Raw genomic sequence first — 17,152 nt, forward strand, 5'->3', positions numbered from 1 at the left:
CTTTGGTGATAGGCTGTTTCGCTATATTTTCTGACGCGGCTTTAAATGTTTCGTCGGCAGTTTTATGCCATGTTTCAAAATCGGTTTTTGATACCGGGGTAAAGGCTTGGGGCAGGTCGAGCATGAGCATGCTTACGGTACCCTCCAAGTCGGTGCGACTGATCAAAGATGCCGTTCCTCCTCTCGCTTCAACTGTTTCGGCCGGATAGATCCGGATACTCAGGTAAGGCTTAACGGTTTCATAGTTGTGCAGATCGATGCCGGCTTTCTGATCCATGGAACTAAACAGGGCATTAAAATGGTCATTAATAATTGATGTCCATTTTGTATGATCGGTTTCGGCAATACATTTATTTACCAGGTTATCTAAATTAAAAGCCTGCTGGTTGCCGACTATAATAGTGCCGTTTTTTACACTGTCAACTTTGTATTTTTTAGAAACGATGGCAACCGACTGATCAGCGATAGTTTTATAGTCATTCCGGCTGATTGTTTTATCAAAGTCGGGAGGTAGCGAGTAGTCTATTTGCTGACCAAACAAAGCAAGGTGAAATGTGGATAGTAATAAGAGGATAAGGAGTGGTTTCATTTAGATTTTATCAATTGAAAAGTTTTACCTCGCTAAGGTAGTTGGCGAAATAATGATGCCCGATGAGGCATTGTCCCAATGAAAAATAACCTGGGTTGGGGTTACTTCTACTGTACCATGGTAGCCTATGTTTTGAAATAGAATGTTAAGCGGATAAGTGCCCGGGGTTAAGGGCGTTAAATAGGAGCTAAAATCAACAGTACTTGTAACTGGCTGGCTGCCGACTCCGCATCCGGGTGTTATAAAAAATATGCCATTAAACGAGATGAAGTAAGCTTGAGGATTAGAACCGAACCAAACACCAAACTCCAGGTGCGAGTTGGTGCAATAGCTGTTTTTGGTTGTAGCTGTGAAACCGATATAACTTGAATCGGATTTTGTGCTTTTAATGATCCGTGGCGTAATACTGATCTGCTCGCCGGCAGAAAAATCTGTAAAGTAAACCGGCGCATAAACCGAATCTATTACGGTTACGGTAAGCGTGTTGGACGTTTCATCGCTGTTGCTTGCCTTAACCGTATACTGCCCGGCTTTGCTAAATTTAATAATAGCGCCAATGGTATGGGTTTGCAGTTCGTCTGAACCTGTTGGGCTGATAGTCCAGGTTACTGCCTTGGTGGTGTCGGCACCTACCAGCAGCATTGAGTCGGGTTCGTTGATCTTTACCTTTAATTTACTGATAGCAATTTGCCCGGCTGGTGCGCTGGGTATGCCGTTTTTTTGGCAGGCGGTTATAACAAATAAGACTAAGCACAATAATGCCGGGATACACTTTAGGTTTTTCATTCCTTTAATAGAAATTGCAGCGCTAATTTAAGTAAATCATCTGTAAATCAATACGTAAATTGATTGGTAAGGAATATGTTAAATTAAACCAGGCCTATGTTTTCTCTTTATCAAAGTACACATAATGTATGTGCTGATGGAAATAGAAAAGGATTGATCAGGATTACTTATTACAATTTTTTTGAACGCCAGAGAACTGGCTTCTCAATTATGGTGTAAAATAAAGCAGCAAAACCTACACATGATAATATGGTCAGGGGGAAAAGAACCATCTGGTTTGATAGATAAGCTTTAGCAAATTTCAGAAAGAAAAATATGACTATAGTATGGGTGAGGTATAATGAATAGGAGATATTGCCCAAAAACAGGAATGGCTTGTAAGGCTTTTTGTTAAACAAAAGAATGATCAGTGCGGTAGCAAAAGGCAGTGCCCCGGTTAGGATGGAAACTCCCGATGCTACAATGGCGCAAAAAACTGTAAGATATATTATTGCGGTTTGCGTTGTGATTTTATTGGTCATGCACATAAACGCGATGTAGCCCGTAGCAAAATCATACCAATAGGTGAACACAAGATCACGTATATTTAGCTTAGCAAATACACATATTACGCTTATGCCGCAGACTATTAATATAGATACGGCAGGTTTGCATCGCATGAGCAGCGGAAAGAACAACCCCAGTAAAATGTAGTATTGAAATTCAATGGATAATGTCCAAAAGGTAGGCGAATACCAGTTGTAATTTTTAAACAGTGGTGCGATATGAAATATATTTACGGCCAATTGCCTGATATCAAAGTTTTGCCAGGGTACAATGCCTAATATAAAAAGCAGGGCGATAGTGGCCCAATAGGGAGGCTCGATCCGGAGAAGCCTTTTTAGCATGAAATTTGGAAATCCGGCGATAGTGTAATTGATCTTACTTATTGAATAGGGAAGCACAAATCCTGATATTACAAAAAATATCGAGACACCGAGTTGGCCGCTCATAAATAGCTGCTTAATCAAAGGGCTAAATGTATCTTCATTTATTATATAATAATGGGTGGCGCATACGCCTAAAGCAGCCAGTCCCCTTAATAATACGATACTTTCTATCTTAGGTTGTTGTTTAAACACCCCCGAATATCTGATAAATATTTGTTTAATCAGGAAGGATATTGAATTATATTGAAAAGCAGAATAATAAACGCGCTTCAATTTTGGACAGAGAATAAAAGGGTATAAATTAGTATTCTATCTGATGAATAGCTTTATTGGTTTATTAAACCAACCCCACGCTTTCCCTGTATTCCTGCTGAATAATGAGCAGGCAGTTAGCACACAGGCACCCGTCATACAGTTCGCTTACGTACTGTACCTCGTTAAGGGTAAGCTGCACGGTACTGCACTGGCACTTGGTGAATGAATTGGCTTTACATTCAAAAGGTGTTTCGCAACGTTCGCAACGGATAATTTCGTGTTTGTGCATTCTTTATTTAGTCCGAAAGTCAGTAAGTCCGCAAGTCCGGAAGATGGAAAGTGCGGAAGCCAACAACAAAGGTATTGATAAAATAGAAGTGTAATGTCAGTACAATTACACTTAAACGAAAAAAGCCCATAAACTGAAGTTTATGGGCTTAAAAATCATCTTTCGGACTTTCCGACTTCGGACTTCCGACTTAAGCAGAACAAGTCACGCAGCCTTCTTCCATCGAGCAGGTTGGGCCTGCAGGAATTTCGTCGGCAACAGCATCAACAACGGCTGGGATAACCGGATCCATGTTTTTGCCTCCCTGGTTTTCAACAGTGAATTTAACCGCTTGCGATGCTGCTTGTGTACGCAGGTAGTACATACCTGTTTTCAAGCCTTTTTTCCATGCGTAGAAGTGCATTGAAGTCAGTTTAGACGCATTTGGCGAGTTGATGAACAGGTTCAATGATTGCGATTGACAAATGTATGCGCCCCTGTCGGCAGCCATATCAATAATGCTGCGCATTTTGATCTCCCAAACAGTTTTGTACAATGCTTTAATATCAGCAGGGATCTCCGGGATCTCCTGGATTGAACCGTTAGCGCTGATGATCTTATCTTTCATGCTGGTGCTCCACAAACCAAGGTTTACTAAATCGCGCAGCAGGTATTTGTTCACTACAATGAACTCACCGCTCAGTACACGGCGGGTGTAAATGTTTGAAGTATATGGCTCAAAACATTCGTTGTTACCCAATATCTGTGATGTTGAAGCAGTTGGCATCGGCGCAACTAATAGCGAGTTACGTACACCATGGTTCATAACATCTAAACGCAGGTTTTCCCAATCCCAACGACCGCTTTCTGGTTTTACACCCCACAGATCAAACTGGAATTTACCTTGTGACAATGGCGATCCTTTGAATGTTTCATAAGGGCCATCGGCAATTGCCATATCTTTTGAAGCTGTCATAGCTGCAAAGTAGATGGTTTCAAAGATCTCGATGTTTAGTTGTTTAGCTTCTTCGCTTTCAAACGGCATACGCAGTTGGATGAAAGTATCAGCTAAACCTTGTACACCTAAACCAATAGGGCGGTGCCTTAAGTTTGAGTACTCAGCTTCTTTAACCGGGTAGTAGTTACCATCAATGATCCGGTTAAGGTTGATGGTGGCCTGGTAAGTTACTTCATACAATTTATCATGATCAAACGCACCGTTATTGATGTAACGTGGCAACGCTAATGAAGCCAGGTTACAAACAGCTACTTCGTTAGCATCAGTATACTCGATGATCTCGGTGCAAAGGTTTGAGCTTTTAATGGTACCCAGGTTTTGCTGGTTTGATTTACCGTTAGCAGCGTCTTTATATAATAAGTATGGCGTACCGGTTTCAACCTGTGCATCTAATACTGCAAACCACAACTCCTGTGCTTTTACAATACGGCGCTGACGGCCTTCTTTTTCATATTTAGTGTAAAGTTCTTCAAATTCCTTACCCCAGCAATCGGCCAGACCTGGTGCTTCGTGCGGACAGAATAAGCTCCAATCCTCATTAGCTTCAACGCGTTGCATGAACAGGTCAGATACCCAAAGGGCGTAGAACAAGTCGCGGGCACGCATTTCTTCCTTACCATGGTTTTTACGCAGATCAAGGAACTCAAAGATATCGGCATGCCATGGCTCTAAGTAAACAGCGAAAGCACCTTTACGTTTACCACCGCCCTGATCAACATAACGTGCGGTATCGTTAAATACACGCAGCATTGGGATGATACCATTGCTGGTACCGTTAGTACCGCTGATATATGAACCTGTAGCCCTTACATTGTGGATGCTTAAGCCGATACCGCCTGCACTTTGAGAAATTTTGGCAGTTTGTTTCAGCGTATCATAGATACCTTCAATGCTGTCATCTTTCATGGTTAACAGGAAACATGACGACATTTGTGGTTTCGGTGTGCCAGCATTGAACAGGGTAGGCGTAGCATGTGTAAACCAGCGCTCGCTCATTAAATGGTATGTTTTAATGGCGCTTTCAATGTCATGTTTGTGGATGCCTACCGATACACGCATGAACAGGTGCTGAGGGCGCTCGGCAATTTTACCGTCTATTTTTAACAGGTATGATTTTTCAAGGGTTTTAAAACCGAAGTAATCAAAACCAAAATCGCGGTCATAAATGATGGTGCTGTCAAGCAACTCTGCATTTTCCTGAATCACTTCCCACACATCATCAGCAATAAGCGATGCATCTTTACCCGTTTTCTTGTCAATATATTCATGCAGGAGGCGCATGGTTTCAGAAAACGATTTGATGGTGTTTTTGTGCAGGTTTGATACTGCAATGCGTGATGCCAGTAAAGCATAATCAGGATGCTTGGTGGTTAATGAAGCGGCGGTTTCGGCAGCCAGGTTATCCAGCTCGGAGGTGGTTACGCCGTCAAATAAACCTTCAATTACCTTTTTAGCTACATCAATAGGGTCAACCAATTGAAACCCGTAGCACAGTTTTTCAATACGTGCGGTGATCTTGTCAAATTTTACGGACTCTCTTCTACCGTCTCTTTTTACTACGAACATTTTCCCCCTCCTTTTGCCCCGTTAAAAGCGAAGCTTTTTTTAGTTAATATTATTGTGATTTGATTATTTTCTTTTTGAACCCTGATTTTCCTGATTTGAGGATTGACATGAAATTGAAGCAGCTAACTAATCTCTGATCTCCAACCTCTAATCTCTCTCATCAACCTCTGATCTCCAACCTCTGATCTCTAAATCTAAAAATCATCATCAAGCGAAAAGCTTTTGCTTTCGGCTGATGCATTTAATACACCGCTTTTTTGATAGTCGCCTACGCGCTTTTCAAAAAAGTTGGTTTTACCCTGCAGCGATATCATTTCCATGAAATCAAACGGGTTGGTTGCGCCATAAAACTTATCGTAACCAAGCTCGCTCAACCATCTGTCGGCCACAAATTCAATGTACTGGCTCATCAATTTGGCGTTCATGCCTATCAGGTTAACCGGCAGTGCATCGGTTACAAATTCTTTTTCAATTTCAACCGCGTCGGTAATGATCTTGGTAACCTGTTCCTGTGGCAGTTTGTTTTCAAGCATGCCGTATAATAAGCAGGCAAATTCGCAGTGCGAACCTTCATCGCGCGAGATCAGCTCATTGCTAAATGTCAGGCCTGGCATCAGGCCACGTTTTTTAAGCCAGAATATAGAGCAGAAACTACCGGAGAAGAAGATCCCTTCTACAGCTGCGAAAGCTACCAAACGCTCGGCAAAATTGCCGTTGTTGATCCATTTTAATGCCCACTCTGCTTTTTTGCCCACACATGGTACAGTTTCAATGGCGTGGAAAAGGCGGTCTTTTTCGGTTGGATCTTTTACATAGGTATCTATAAGCAGTGCATAGGTTTCAGAGTGGATGTTTTCCATCATGATCTGGAAACCATAAAAGCAGCGTGCTTCGGGTAATTGAACTTCGCTCATGAAGTTTACCGCCAGGTTTTCGTTCACGATACCGTCACTTGCAGCAAAAAATGCAAGGATGTGTGAAATGAAATGTTTTTCACCCGAATTAAGATTTTCCCAATGTTTAAGGTCGTCCGAAAGGTCGATCTCTTCGGCGGTCCAGAAACTGGCCTCCGCTTTTTTATACATCTCCCAAATGGCGGGATACTTGATGGGAAGGATAACAAACCGGTCCTTGTTTTCCCGTAGTAATAATTCGTTTTCCAAACTCATAGAGATCTACCTTTTTTTAATTTTTTCCTTCAATCACGTATTCAGACACGAAAGCGAGCCTTACTTTTCAATAAAGCTTTAAATTTTGATGCCTTTAGGTTGCCCTTTGGCAATTGTATTTTGTAACTTTCTGACAGCCAAGTGTTTAATTAGAGGATGACGAGTGCATCAGGCTGTCGGCCGAATACTTTTTTATTACCTTGTAGAGCAAAGTTAATGTTTGAGATGTGTAGTTGTGAATGATAGTTTTTCACAAACACCCGAGTTATCCACACTTTAGCGGCACTTGTTATATTGATGAAAAATTAATGGACTTGAAAACAGTCGATTAAAAATTTGATTGAAATTTGGAGGCCTTTATACTTGCGGATTACGATAATTTAACATTATAAATTACTTGACTTAACACCGACAATTATTGCCAATAACGAAATGCTTTTGCTTTGCACCGGTATCAATATCTAAATGCTCAGTTAAAAGACCACTATAGGCAGGCATGTGGAAAACAAATACGCCCGTAAGTCATCAACTTACGGGCGTATTCCTCAAAGTTTTACGATTTATTTTGCTTCCTCAATCGGAACAAATTTCATCGACACTGAATTTACACAATGACGGGTATTTTTAGCGGTCATGTACTCGCCTTCAAACACGTGGCCCAGGTGCGCGCCGCAATTTGCACAAAGGATCTCCACCCTGCGACCGTCGGCATCAACCTCGCGGCGTACAGCTCCTTCAATTTCATCGTCAAAGCTTGGCCAGCCGCAAAACGACTCAAACTTATCTTCCGACCGGTACAGTGGTGCATCGCAGCGTTTACAAACATATAAACCCTGTGCCTTGTTATTCAGCAAAGAACCGGTAAATGGCCTTTCGGTGCCTTTGTATAATATTACCCTTTCTTCATCGGGCGTTAATTGATTATATTCCATATTTTTTTTGTTGGGATTACACAGATTTTTGATGATTTCACCGATTCGATAACTTTATTCGGCTTTTTATCTATATAAAGATACGACAAATTAGGGGGATAAAATGTTTCCCGGGTTGATGTTTACATTGGTTTGACGGGAGAGACAAGTCTCCTTCACTTGTCTCAATCCCCAATAAGTATGGCTTTAACCGTTCAAATAAAAATGCGCAATTTGCGTTTAACACTAAATAAAACCTATAATCTTTTAATCATGCGCGTAGCTGTTTTATCCTTGTTCCTTTTGCTGCAATCTTTAAATCCAATCAGCAAGTCCAAATCGTTATTTGAATATCAAAAGCTTCATCCGGTTGATATGTCTAAATATGCGGTGTTACCGGAAGATAAAGAGGCAATAAACATCTTCTTTGGAAAAAGTTATCGCTTCGTACAATTAACGAACGCCGATTTTGTAGAGATTGATAGTATTTTGACCAAGGCAGTTGATGATCATAAAAAAGAAGGAAGCTATGTTTTAGTGAAGCACCCAGACAAATACTATAAACAGGTATTAGCAGCTGCGGATGAGAAAGGGGGGCAGGAAGTATATTTAAACTGTTTATGTAGTTTGGAAAACAATAAAGATTGGAAGCAGCGCTTTATCTTGGTAATGGATGGAGGGAATTGTTACTTTCAGGTGAAAATGAATCTGAAAACTAAAAAGGTAATAAGTTTTTCAGTAAACGGCCTTGGATGATTTGCCTTGGGGTGAAAGCCGGTGATAGATTACTATTATGGACTTCAGTTAATGCCTTAATTGATTCATTCTTTTTAAATAATAACAATTACCGCGGGCTTTCAGCCCGTGGTAAAGCATGCTTTCAGCTTTCAGCTTTCAGCTGAAGGGATGTAAGCAGAAAGCTTACCCGGTAATGCTCACGGGCTGGAAGCCCGCGGTAGAGGAGGAGTTCAATGTCCCGCGTCCAGCTTTTTCAACAGCTCAAGGCCTGCATCCCATTCGCCATAGCCTGCTGATACATTGATATGGCCGGCAGCGCCTATGTCTACTATCTCGCTTCCCCAGCTGTCTGCAAATAACCGGGCACGTTCCGGGCTTACGTAGAAATCGTTATTACTAATTACGGTTATTGACTTGAATGGTAGCCTGGTTAAAGGGACAGGCGCAAAGCCACTTGTGCCTGATGGGTAGCTATCCGCCTCGGTATCGCTGGGGGCTACTAACAGCGCTCCTTTTATGCTGATATTATATTGTTTAGCCCAGTAGGCTATTGTGGCACAGGCAAGGCTATGGCCAACCAGTATCACATTTGCGGGATCGTACCGGTTTACATATTCGTTTAAGGTTTTTATCCAGTCTGCACAAACAGGTGTTTCCCAGTCCTGTTGTTCAATACGGGTGAAGTTAAAGCGCTTTTCCCAAATGCTTTGCCAATGCTGCGGGCCTGAATTGCCCAGCCCAGGATGTATAAGAATGTCAGAATTAAAAGTCATGATTTCAATAGGAAGCTAAATACATTAATAATTGAAGGCTCAATATATAGATTCCGGAACAGCTATTCAATGTATTTTGCGGTTTCGTTTAGGAGGCTATTAGTTTACTTATTAACTGCCGCGGGCTTTCAGCCCGTGGGTAAGCATGGTTTCAGCTTTCAGCTGAACTAATGTAAGCTGGAAGCTTACACTGTTGTTCCCACGGGCTGGAAGCCCGCGGTAGTTAATGTTTATTTGCTTTCGGCTAATTCTTTGATTACTTGATTTCGCTTCAATAGCAGCCTCGTCATATACTTTGATAAAAACAGGTAGTTCACGGCATCGCCCAATATTCCCCCGGGTGATTCGAACGTGAAAATATCCCGCATCATGGTTTGGTTAAGGATGGGATAAAAATAATGCTCATGGGTAAAGCTTTTGAAGGCACCCCCAATCTGGATATCGGTAAAGTAATTTGGATATTCCATTTCGGTGATCTTTGAGGTAAGGTTTTGCCAAATACCGAAATGTTTGGCCCTCCAGGTAACGGTTTCACCAAGCTCGATCAGACCGCTTGTTCGCCCGGCAATGGCCTGCTCTCCGGTATGTTTGGTCGATTCTACGTGCACATCGATATTGCGGGCTATATCAAAAACTTTTTCGACCGGGGCGTTAATATGGGTAGCAAGTAGGATTTGTGACGGCATATGGTATAAAAAAATAGGCTGTTGCATAACAACAGCCTAAATATAGTATTACGCTTTTCAAATAATCAGCGTAATCATAAAAATCAAAAAGCAATCAACGGTTAAAATTCCGCGTTCTTAGGAAACCTTGGGAAAGGGATCACATCACGGATGTTGCCCATACCGGTAACAAACAGCACCAGGCGCTCAAACCCTAAACCAAAGCCGGCATGCGGACAAGAGCCGAAACGGCGGGTATCCAGGTACCACCAAAGTTCTTCGGTAGGGATGCCCATTTCGTTCATGCGCTGTTCAAGCTTGTCTAAACGCTCTTCACGTTGCGAGCCGCCTACAATTTCACCAATACCAGGGAACAGGATATCCATAGCGCGCACGGTTTTGCCGTCATCGTTTTGGCGCATGTAAAACGCTTTGATCTCCTTAGGATAATCTGTCAGGATCACCGGTTTTTTAAAGTGTTTTTCAACCAGGTAGCGCTCATGCTCGCTTTGCAGATCGGTACCCCAGCCCTCAATAGGGTAAACAAATTTTTTCTTTTTGTTCGGGGTCGATTCCTTCAGGATGTCGATAGCCTCGGTATAAGTAAGACGCTCAAAATCGTTAGTTAAGCAAAACTGCAGTTTTTCAAGCAGCGTCATTTCCGAGCGTTCGTTTTGTGGCTTTGACTTTTCCTCCTCGGTTAAACGCTGGGTTAAGAACTCAATATCATCGGCATTTTTATCCAATGCGTATTTGATCACATATTTCAGCATGTCCTCGGCAAGGTCCATGTTATCAATAAGGTCGTTAAAGGCAACTTCAGGTTCGATCATCCAAAACTCGGCCAGGTGGCGTGTAGTGTTTGAATTTTCGGCACGGAAAGTTGGACCGAAGGTATAAATGTCGCTCAGGGCCATAGCGCCAAGCTCACCTTCCAGCTGGCCGGATACGGTTAAGTTAGTGGCACGACCAAAAAAGTCCTCTTTGAAATCTATCTCGCCTGTGTCAGTTTTTGGGATATTATCCAGATCGAAGTTGGTGACATGAAATGTTTCGCCCGCACCCTCAGCATCTGAAGCAGTAATTATTGGAGTGTGCAGGTAAACGAACCCACGCTCCTGGAAAAACTGGTGCACCGCGAATGCCAGGCTGTTACGCACCCTGAATATCGCACCAAAGGTATTTGTACGAAAACGCAGGTGGGCTTTTTCCCGCAAAAACTCAAGGCTCGGCCTGTTTTTTAATTGAAGCGGATATGTTTCAGGGTCGCAATCTCCCAGTATCTCAATTTCGGTTGCTACAACTTCAACGGTTTGACCTTTACCCAAAGAAGCGATGAGCTTACCTTCAACACTTAGTGCCGCGCCAACGGTGATGCGTTTAAGCAGGGCCGGGTCGGTATTTTCAAAGTCGACAACGATTTGGATGTTATTATTAGTTGAGCCATCATTCAAAGCAATAAAACGATTTGAACGGAATGCACGCACCCATCCTTTAACTGTTACATCAATTTCGGTTTGCTGGCTTTGCAGCAATGCTTTGATCTTAGTTCGCTGACTCATAAATTGTAATTCTGTATAAAACTGTATAATTTTTAGAGTCGCAAAAATACAATTAATTATCAAAGCACACTTTGAAACATCAGCTAAAAAACATCAGCCGGTTAGTATGGAAGGGAAATGCCGGGAGAGTAGGGGAGTGGGAAAATGAAAATCTGTATAAAAACACAGCCGGGAACATATAGGGTTCCCGGCTATTGCTTTTTGACGCTTACTTGTTTGTAACCATGATGGTGTCACGGATAAGTTTGTTCGTCGTTGCGCCGCCAACCATAATTGTGTCTTTGCTTTTGTTTAGCGACTGATTAAGGATGCTTTTTTTAGTACTAACGCTATCCTGTTTAGGCGCTACGCCATTTTTCTGGCAGCCTGCAAATAACAATAATGATAATGCTGCAGCTGTAAATAAAACTTTTTTCATAATGCTAAATTTACAACTAATACGAATAATATATAAACTTGTTACAATTAATATTTTAGTGTGACTTTGAACTTGCCTTCGCCAAAAAAAACCTTATTTGGATGGCTTCCAGGAGAGTTATCGTTAACTTTCAAAAACCTGAGTTCAAAAAGTCCCTGTAGTATTTTATCGGTCTGGTTATACGAAATTATGGTTACTGAGCTCAGATGGGTTGGGTCGGGCTGGTATTCAGCCAATGAGGCCCCGTTTTTTGTAATGCGGTAAAATTTTTCGTTTGTTTTAAGTGTATAATAGCCCAAGCCGTCAAATACAATTTTAAAACCTACCTGCTCTTCCTCGCTTCCGGTATTGGTTTTTCCTGATATCGTAATAGTATCGCCTAATAAGTTTGAGCCGGAAGGATCAGCCTCCCATTTGATGTCGTTTTTTTGCGCGAGCATAAAATCTGGCGCAACCGGAAAATTGCAGCAGTCCTTCTTTTTGCAGGCCGAAAAAAGCAGCATCACGGCTATGGCTAACATAAACCAGGGATATCTCATTACTTTGTTGATGACAGGTTAACAAATTGTACAGGTAATATAAAGGTATTTAAAAGTAAAGCATATTATGCAGGCTTTCAGTAAGTTTGCCGCTCATTTAATTTTACCGCCCTATGAATCCCAGAGTGAGCCTTGTTATTGGCATTTTATGTATCTCTTTTTCGCCGATATTTGTGAAGCTTGCCGGGGTATCACCAATTGGCTCGGCATTTTACCGGGTATTTGTAGCCTGGATATGCCTTGCGCCATTTTGCATATTCAAAAGAAAACTTAAGGTAGATAGAAAGCAGCTGCTGATCTCTATAGCTGCGGGAATGGTATTTGCACTTGATATTGCCGTGTGGAATATTTCGCTGTTAAAGATCAGCGCCACCGTTTCAACACTCATAGCCAACCTTGCGCCGGTTTGGGTGGGCCTGATGAGCTTCCTGCTCTTAAAAAAACGCTCAGGGCTGTTATTCTGGATAGGTACACTCATTGCCATTGCAGGTATGGTGATACTGGTAGGCTATGAACATATCCTGCACATGGAACTTAATACCGGCATATTATTGGCCGTATTAGCCAGCTTTTTTTATGCTACCTACATCATGATCACCAAAAATATTATGGCCGGTATTGATGTTTTTAGTTTTATGTTTTACAGTATGCTTAGCGCCAGTATTTTTTTATTAATGATAAATGGATATATGCATAATGATATTGTTCATCTTTCATTAAAAGTGTGGCTTTGTTTTATAGGGATGGGGCTTATTTGCCAGTTAGCGGGTTGGCTCACCATCAACTACTCGTTGCGGTACCTTGAATCAACCAAAGTATCCATCGCCTTGCTAAGCCAAACGGTTTTTGCGGGTCTGCTTGCTGCTTTTTTGCTTCATGAGCGTTTGGGTTTTAATGAAATTGTTGGCAGTGCCATTGTTTTGGCTGGGATAGCCGTAACATTCTTAAAGCCGCGGAGTCGAAAGGCAGAAGTTGCGGTTTAACCTTTACCTAAATGAACTTTTACCCTTATCGTGATTTTGATATTATGAGTCCGCTTTCGCCAAGGGAAATTGAAAGTCGGTTGCAAGCTCTCGTAACATCTTATTATGTTAGGCCCCCAGAGATAAGATACCCCGCCTACGAGGGAATAGTAACAATCGAGCAATTTGATTTGAAAACAAGAACCGTAGGCAGGAGAAGTCCATTGCTGCATATAAAAGGCTATGTTTTAACTCACGAAAAAGGAAGCAGGATAACAGTAAAAGTGAATCCGTCAATATCTGGTATGATAACGGTTTTGTTTGTTCTCGTTTTTGAATGCATGCTTATTTATACCCTATTTAATGACGGCCTGAATAGTTCTTTTTATTGGGTGCCTTTGATGTTTGGGGTGCTTGGCTATTTCTTGCTTGTGGTTTTTATAAAATATGAAACGGGGATGTACCGCCGGGTATTGCTGAAAGTTTTGAATGGTACACTTGCCTCAAGAATCGCTTGAATTTTAAACCCCTCGTTATCAAACAAAACCGTATTTTAACCTTTTCGAATTAAGAGCGACGAGCGATCTTTGCCTACATTTGTATTTTTAACGCATGATCCAAAAATCCACTATCGACCGTATTATGGAAGCCACCGACATTGTGGAGGTGATAGGGGAGTTTGTGCAGTTAAAAAAACGCGGGGCCAATTATGTAGGCCTTTCGCCTTTTGCAAATGAGCGTACCCCATCATTCACGGTGTCGCCGGCAAAAGGTATTTTTAAAGACTTCTCTACAGGCAAAGGTGGTTCGGCGGTTACATTTTTAATGGAGCTGGAAAAGTTCAGCTATCCCGAAGCCCTGAAATGGTTGGCAAAAAAATACGGCATCGAGGTTGAAGAAACCGTTGAGGCACCCGAAAACCGAGAGGAAGAGCTCCGTAGGGAAAGCCTCATGATCGTATCGGCATTTGCCGCTAAGTTTTTTCATGAAACCATGCTTGATACGGAGGAAGGTCAAAGCATCGGCCTCAGTTATTTTAAAGAACGTGGCTTTACTGCCGATACTATTAAAAAATTTGAGCTGGGCTACTCGCCCGATCAATGGGAAGCGTTTACCGGCGCAGCTATCCGGAACGGCTATAAAGAGCAGTTTTTGGTTGAAAGCGGCCTGTCAGTAAAGCGGGATAACGGCGCGCTGTTTGACAGGTACCGTGGGCGGGTGATGTTCCCGATCCACAGTTTTACCGGCAGGGTAATCGGTTTTGGTGGTCGTACGCTAAAAAAAGATAAAAACGTAGCCAAATACGTTAACTCGCCCGAGTCGGAGATCTACCATAAATCAAACGTACTTTACGGGCTGTATTTTGCCAAAAAGGCCATTCGTGAGCAGGATAACTGTTACCTGGTAGAAGGTTATGCGGATGTACTTTCGGTACACCAGGCAGGCGTTGAAAACGTAGTGGCTTCATCAGGCACATCGCTCACTACCGAGCAAATTAAACTCATATCACGTTTTACCAAAAACATCACCATATTATATGATGGCGATGCGGCAGGGATCAAAGCCTCGCTGCGGGGTTTGGATATGATCCTGGAGGAAGGGCTTAATGTAAAAGTGGTGCTGTTTCCGGATGGGCATGACCCGGATTCGTTTGTACAGTCGAAAGGTTCAAGTGCTTTCAAAAAGCATATCGAGGAAAATAAGAAAGATTTCATCCTCTATAAAACCCAGATCCTGCTTAAGGAAGTTGGGAACGACCCGATAAAGAAAGCCGACGTGATCCGCGAGGTGGTTGAAAGTATCGCCAAGATCCCGGATAGCATTAAAGCATCGGTATTTATAAAAGAGTGCAGCGGTTTGTTGCAGATAGATGAGCGCGCCCTTTTATCCGAGCTCAACAAAATGCGCGCGACTAAAGCAAAAAAGGAAGAACAGCAGCGCCAACAGCAAAACAACAGGTATGCCGAAATGCCGGATGAGCCTCACTTTTTTGATGAGCCTGTTGAGTTGGAGCCTCCGGTTGTTAAGGATGATGCTTTCCAGGAAAAGGAAATAGTGCGTTTGCTGCTGCATTACGGCAGCCGCATGATTGACTGGGATGGTATTGCCAATACCTACATAGGCCCGTTCATTATAGCCGAGTTAAGCGATGTGACCTTTGACCATCCGGTTTGCAAGCAGATCACAGAAATTTACCGCCGTGAGGTAGAAAACGGTGTATTGCCGGATGATGCTTATTTTATTCATCATAAGGATAAAGGCATAGTTGATTTGACCATTAACATGCTGGCCAGCAAATACTCGCTCAGTGAAAACTGGTACGAAATGCACAAGATCGCGGTGAATGACGAACAGGTGAATATGAAAGCTACTATTCTCGGCGCTATCTTCCACCTAAAAAAACATAAGGTTGGCAAGATGCTGGAAGACCTGCGTACGCAACTTCAAAAAGCCGATACTGAGGCCGACCAGGAAATACTGCTTCACCAGTATATGCGTATGAAAAAAGTTGAAAAATCCATATCCGACTTTTTAGGCTCCGTAATCATTAAATAATGGCCAGTCACCTTGAACTTGGTCGCACCGGCGAAGCATTAGCCAAAACACACCTCGAAAAAGCAGGCTACGAGATCCTTGATGAAAACTGGACTTTCGGAAAAGCTGAAATTGATATTATTGCTTATAAAGACAAGGTTATTATATTTACCGAAGTAAAAACCCGCACGGGCAATGGCTTTGGCGAACCAGAAGACTTTGTTGATAACCGTAAACAAAAACTCCTGGCCGAAGCTGCTGATGAATACATTTACCTCATGAACCACCAGGGCGAAGTTAGGTTTGATATCATTGCCATTTTGTTTGACCGTAGCGGAAATTATATACTAAACCATATAGAAGATGCGTTTTGGCCTTCGGCCACATAACACTTATGAATAACAAAGCAAAACTATTTTTTGCCGCCCTTGCCCTAACGACTTTAGGCTACTACGGCTGTAAACATAAATCTGATAGCTCGGCTACAGACTATACCATAACTCCCGATGCCGGCACCAATTACAAAGCCGGTGATAAAATTGATATTAAAGTAGGCTACCCAACTGGTAGTAAAGTTGATTCGGTAGTTTACCTGCTCGATTCGGCAAAAATTGCTTCCAGTAAGGATACTGCAGGCATCAGCCTTAAAACCGATACCATTGGCTTAGGCATCAGGATGATTACCGCTAAGGTTTACGAGGGTGGTAAAAGCAATGAGGTAACAACCAATATCCTGTTACTGGCGGCAAAAGCCCCTGCCAGGTACACCTATAAAGTTGAAAAAGTATTCCCGCATGATACCGCCGCTTATACCGAAGGTTTACAATACATCGATGGCGTTTTATATGAAAGTTTGGGTGATACTGGTCATTCTGCGATCCGCAAGGTTGATCTTAATACCGGCAAAGTTTTGCTGCAAACCAAATTAGATAACCAGTATTTTGGTGAGGGTTTAGCTGTTGTTGATGATAAGGTAATTCAGCTTACATATAGAGAGAAAGTAGGTTTTGTTTACGATAAAAAGACCTTGAAGCTGCTCAATAACTTTACTAACAATGTAGGCCCCGAAGGTTGGGGGATGTGCTATGATGGCAATAAATTGTATATGGACGACAGCACCAATCGGCTTTGGTTCCTGGATAAGAACACCTACCGCCCTATAGGACATGTTGATGTATGTGACGATAAGCAACAGATAGATTCGATAAACGAGCTGGAATATATCAACGGAAAGATCTACGCCAACGTTTATCAAACTGATAACATACTGGTAATTAATCCTAAAACCGGTGCCGTTGAGCAGGTGATTGATATGAAAGAGATTTATCCGGTGGCAAGCCGTCCGCCAGATAGGGACTGGAATAACAATGTGTTAAATGGCATAGCCTGGGATGAAAAAGGTCAGCGCCTGTTTGTAACCGGCAAAAAATGGCCGCATCTGTACCAGGTTAAGTTTGTGCCGGTGCCGT

At 42.3% G+C, this 17,152-nt stretch carries 18 protein-coding genes; 6 read left to right on the forward strand and 12 right to left on the reverse strand.

Translation table 11 applies throughout. The features are described from left to right. The 7 genes from VF500_RS15770 to VF500_RS15800 form a co-directional block, all read right to left on the reverse strand. Positions 1–589, reverse strand: a 589-nt coding sequence (locus tag VF500_RS15770; RefSeq protein ID WP_330860587.1) for a hypothetical protein, incomplete at its 3' end; no start/stop codon positions are given. 24 nt (positions 590–613) lie between these two features. Further along, positions 614–1,375, reverse strand: coding sequence for a hypothetical protein (locus VF500_RS15775; protein ID WP_330860588.1), 762 nt, complete (start codon positions 1,373–1,375; stop codon positions 614–616). Between the two features lie 170 nt (positions 1,376–1,545). Further along, complete coding sequence (locus VF500_RS15780) at positions 1,546–2,496, reverse strand: acyltransferase (RefSeq protein WP_330860589.1); 951 nt, start codon at positions 2,494–2,496, stop codon at positions 1,546–1,548. Between the two features lie 145 nt (positions 2,497–2,641). Beyond that, entirely contained in the window at positions 2,642–2,848 is a 207-nt protein-coding gene (locus VF500_RS15785; RefSeq protein WP_330860590.1) for a cysteine-rich CWC family protein, read from the reverse strand. 190 nt (positions 2,849–3,038) lie between these two features. After that, entirely contained in the window at positions 3,039–5,411 is a 2,373-nt protein-coding gene (locus VF500_RS15790) for a ribonucleoside-diphosphate reductase subunit alpha (protein ID WP_330860591.1), read from the reverse strand. Positions 5,412–5,605: 194 nt separating this feature from the next. After that, positions 5,606–6,580: a ribonucleoside-diphosphate reductase small subunit gene (locus tag VF500_RS15795; protein ID WP_330860592.1), complete on the reverse strand. Its 975-nt coding sequence runs from the start codon at positions 6,578–6,580 to the stop codon at positions 5,606–5,608. A gap of 560 nt (positions 6,581–7,140) precedes the next feature. Beyond that, complete coding sequence (locus tag VF500_RS15800) at positions 7,141–7,545, reverse strand: methionine-R-sulfoxide reductase (protein ID WP_414688580.1); 405 nt, start codon at positions 7,543–7,545, stop codon at positions 7,141–7,143. A gap of 147 nt (positions 7,546–7,692) precedes the next feature. On the opposite strand from VF500_RS15800, the gene VF500_RS15805 reads away from it, so the two are divergent. Then, positions 7,693–8,247, forward strand: coding sequence for a hypothetical protein (locus VF500_RS15805; protein WP_330860594.1), 555 nt, complete (start codon positions 7,693–7,695; stop codon positions 8,245–8,247). Positions 8,248–8,459: 212 nt separating this feature from the next. Here the strand turns inward: VF500_RS15805 and VF500_RS15810 are convergent, their stop codons facing one another. From VF500_RS15810 to VF500_RS15830, 5 genes are all read right to left on the reverse strand, one after another. Next, positions 8,460–9,002 carry an alpha/beta hydrolase gene (locus VF500_RS15810; protein ID WP_330860595.1) on the reverse strand — a complete coding sequence of 181 codons (543 nt, stop codon included), beginning with the start codon at positions 9,000–9,002 and terminating at the stop codon, positions 8,460–8,462. Between the two features lie 230 nt (positions 9,003–9,232). After that, entirely contained in the window at positions 9,233–9,688 is a 456-nt protein-coding gene (locus VF500_RS15815; RefSeq protein ID WP_330860596.1) for an SRPBCC family protein, read from the reverse strand. A gap of 101 nt (positions 9,689–9,789) precedes the next feature. Next, a complete protein-coding gene (gene asnS, locus VF500_RS15820) occupies positions 9,790–11,229 on the reverse strand; it encodes an asparagine--tRNA ligase (protein WP_330860597.1) in 1,440 nt (479 codons plus the stop codon). Between the two features lie 208 nt (positions 11,230–11,437). Further along, positions 11,438–11,647 (reverse strand): hypothetical protein, encoded by a 210-nt coding sequence (locus tag VF500_RS15825; RefSeq protein ID WP_330860599.1) that lies wholly within the window; start codon positions 11,645–11,647, stop codon positions 11,438–11,440. Positions 11,648–11,694: 47 nt separating this feature from the next. Next, the gene (locus VF500_RS15830) at positions 11,695–12,186 is read right to left on the reverse strand and encodes a hypothetical protein (RefSeq protein WP_330860600.1); all 492 of its coding nucleotides are present in this window, start codon (positions 12,184–12,186) and stop codon (positions 11,695–11,697) included. A 113-nt stretch (positions 12,187–12,299) separates the two neighbouring features. Between VF500_RS15830 and VF500_RS15835 the strand changes: the two genes are divergently transcribed. From VF500_RS15835 to VF500_RS15855, 5 genes are all read left to right on the forward strand, one after another. Continuing rightward, a complete protein-coding gene (locus VF500_RS15835; RefSeq protein ID WP_330860601.1) occupies positions 12,300–13,169 on the forward strand; it encodes a DMT family transporter in 870 nt (289 codons plus the stop codon). An 11-nt stretch (positions 13,170–13,180) separates the two neighbouring features. Then, on the forward strand, positions 13,181–13,666 hold the full coding sequence (locus VF500_RS15840; protein WP_330860602.1) for a hypothetical protein: 486 nt from the start codon (positions 13,181–13,183) through the stop codon (positions 13,664–13,666). Between the two features lie 94 nt (positions 13,667–13,760). After that, complete coding sequence (gene dnaG / locus VF500_RS15845) at positions 13,761–15,704, forward strand: DNA primase (RefSeq protein WP_330860603.1); 1,944 nt, start codon at positions 13,761–13,763, stop codon at positions 15,702–15,704. Beyond that, a complete protein-coding gene (locus VF500_RS15850) occupies positions 15,704–16,072 on the forward strand; it encodes a YraN family protein (RefSeq protein ID WP_330860604.1) in 369 nt (122 codons plus the stop codon). Before dnaG ends, VF500_RS15850 begins: the two co-directional genes overlap by 1 nt. Positions 16,073–16,077: 5 nt before the next feature. Then, positions 16,078–17,152: glutaminyl-peptide cyclotransferase (locus VF500_RS15855; RefSeq protein ID WP_330860605.1), on the forward strand; the 1,075-nt coding region annotated here is incomplete at its 3' end.

It is taken from the genome of Mucilaginibacter sp. (assembly GCF_036383575.1).
In the GTDB taxonomy this organism is placed as follows: Bacteria; Bacteroidota; Bacteroidia; order Sphingobacteriales; family Sphingobacteriaceae; genus Mucilaginibacter.

Bases quoted from the DNA above. Each gene is read 5' to 3' on its own strand.
- dnaG (WP_330860603.1), top strand. From the start codon at position 13,761: ATGATCCAAAAATCCACTATCGACCGTATTATGGAAGCCACCGACATT.
- VF500_RS15840 (WP_330860602.1), top strand. From the start codon at position 13,181: ATGAACTTTTACCCTTATCGTGATTTTGATATTATGAGTCCGCTTTCG.
- VF500_RS15790 (WP_330860591.1), bottom strand. From the start codon at position 5,411: ATGTTCGTAGTAAAAAGAGACGGTAGAAGAGAGTCCGTAAAATTTGAC.
- VF500_RS15825 (WP_330860599.1), bottom strand. From the start codon at position 11,647: ATGAAAAAAGTTTTATTTACAGCTGCAGCATTATCATTATTGTTATTT.
- VF500_RS15795 (WP_330860592.1), bottom strand. From the start codon at position 6,580: ATGAGTTTGGAAAACGAATTATTACTACGGGAAAACAAGGACCGGTTT.
- VF500_RS15815 (WP_330860596.1), bottom strand. From the start codon at position 9,688: ATGCCGTCACAAATCCTACTTGCTACCCATATTAACGCCCCGGTCGAA.
- VF500_RS15775 (WP_330860588.1), bottom strand. From the start codon at position 1,375: ATGAAAAACCTAAAGTGTATCCCGGCATTATTGTGCTTAGTCTTATTT.
- VF500_RS15850 (WP_330860604.1), top strand. From the start codon at position 15,704: ATGGCCAGTCACCTTGAACTTGGTCGCACCGGCGAAGCATTAGCCAAA.
- VF500_RS15805 (WP_330860594.1), top strand. From the start codon at position 7,693: ATGGCTTTAACCGTTCAAATAAAAATGCGCAATTTGCGTTTAACACTA.
- VF500_RS15810 (WP_330860595.1), bottom strand. From the start codon at position 9,002: ATGACTTTTAATTCTGACATTCTTATACATCCTGGGCTGGGCAATTCA.
- VF500_RS15830 (WP_330860600.1), bottom strand. From the start codon at position 12,186: ATGAGATATCCCTGGTTTATGTTAGCCATAGCCGTGATGCTGCTTTTT.
- VF500_RS15835 (WP_330860601.1), top strand. From the start codon at position 12,300: ATGAATCCCAGAGTGAGCCTTGTTATTGGCATTTTATGTATCTCTTTT.
- VF500_RS15785 (WP_330860590.1), bottom strand. From the start codon at position 2,848: ATGCACAAACACGAAATTATCCGTTGCGAACGTTGCGAAACACCTTTT.
- asnS (WP_330860597.1), bottom strand. From the start codon at position 11,229: ATGAGTCAGCGAACTAAGATCAAAGCATTGCTGCAAAGCCAGCAAACC.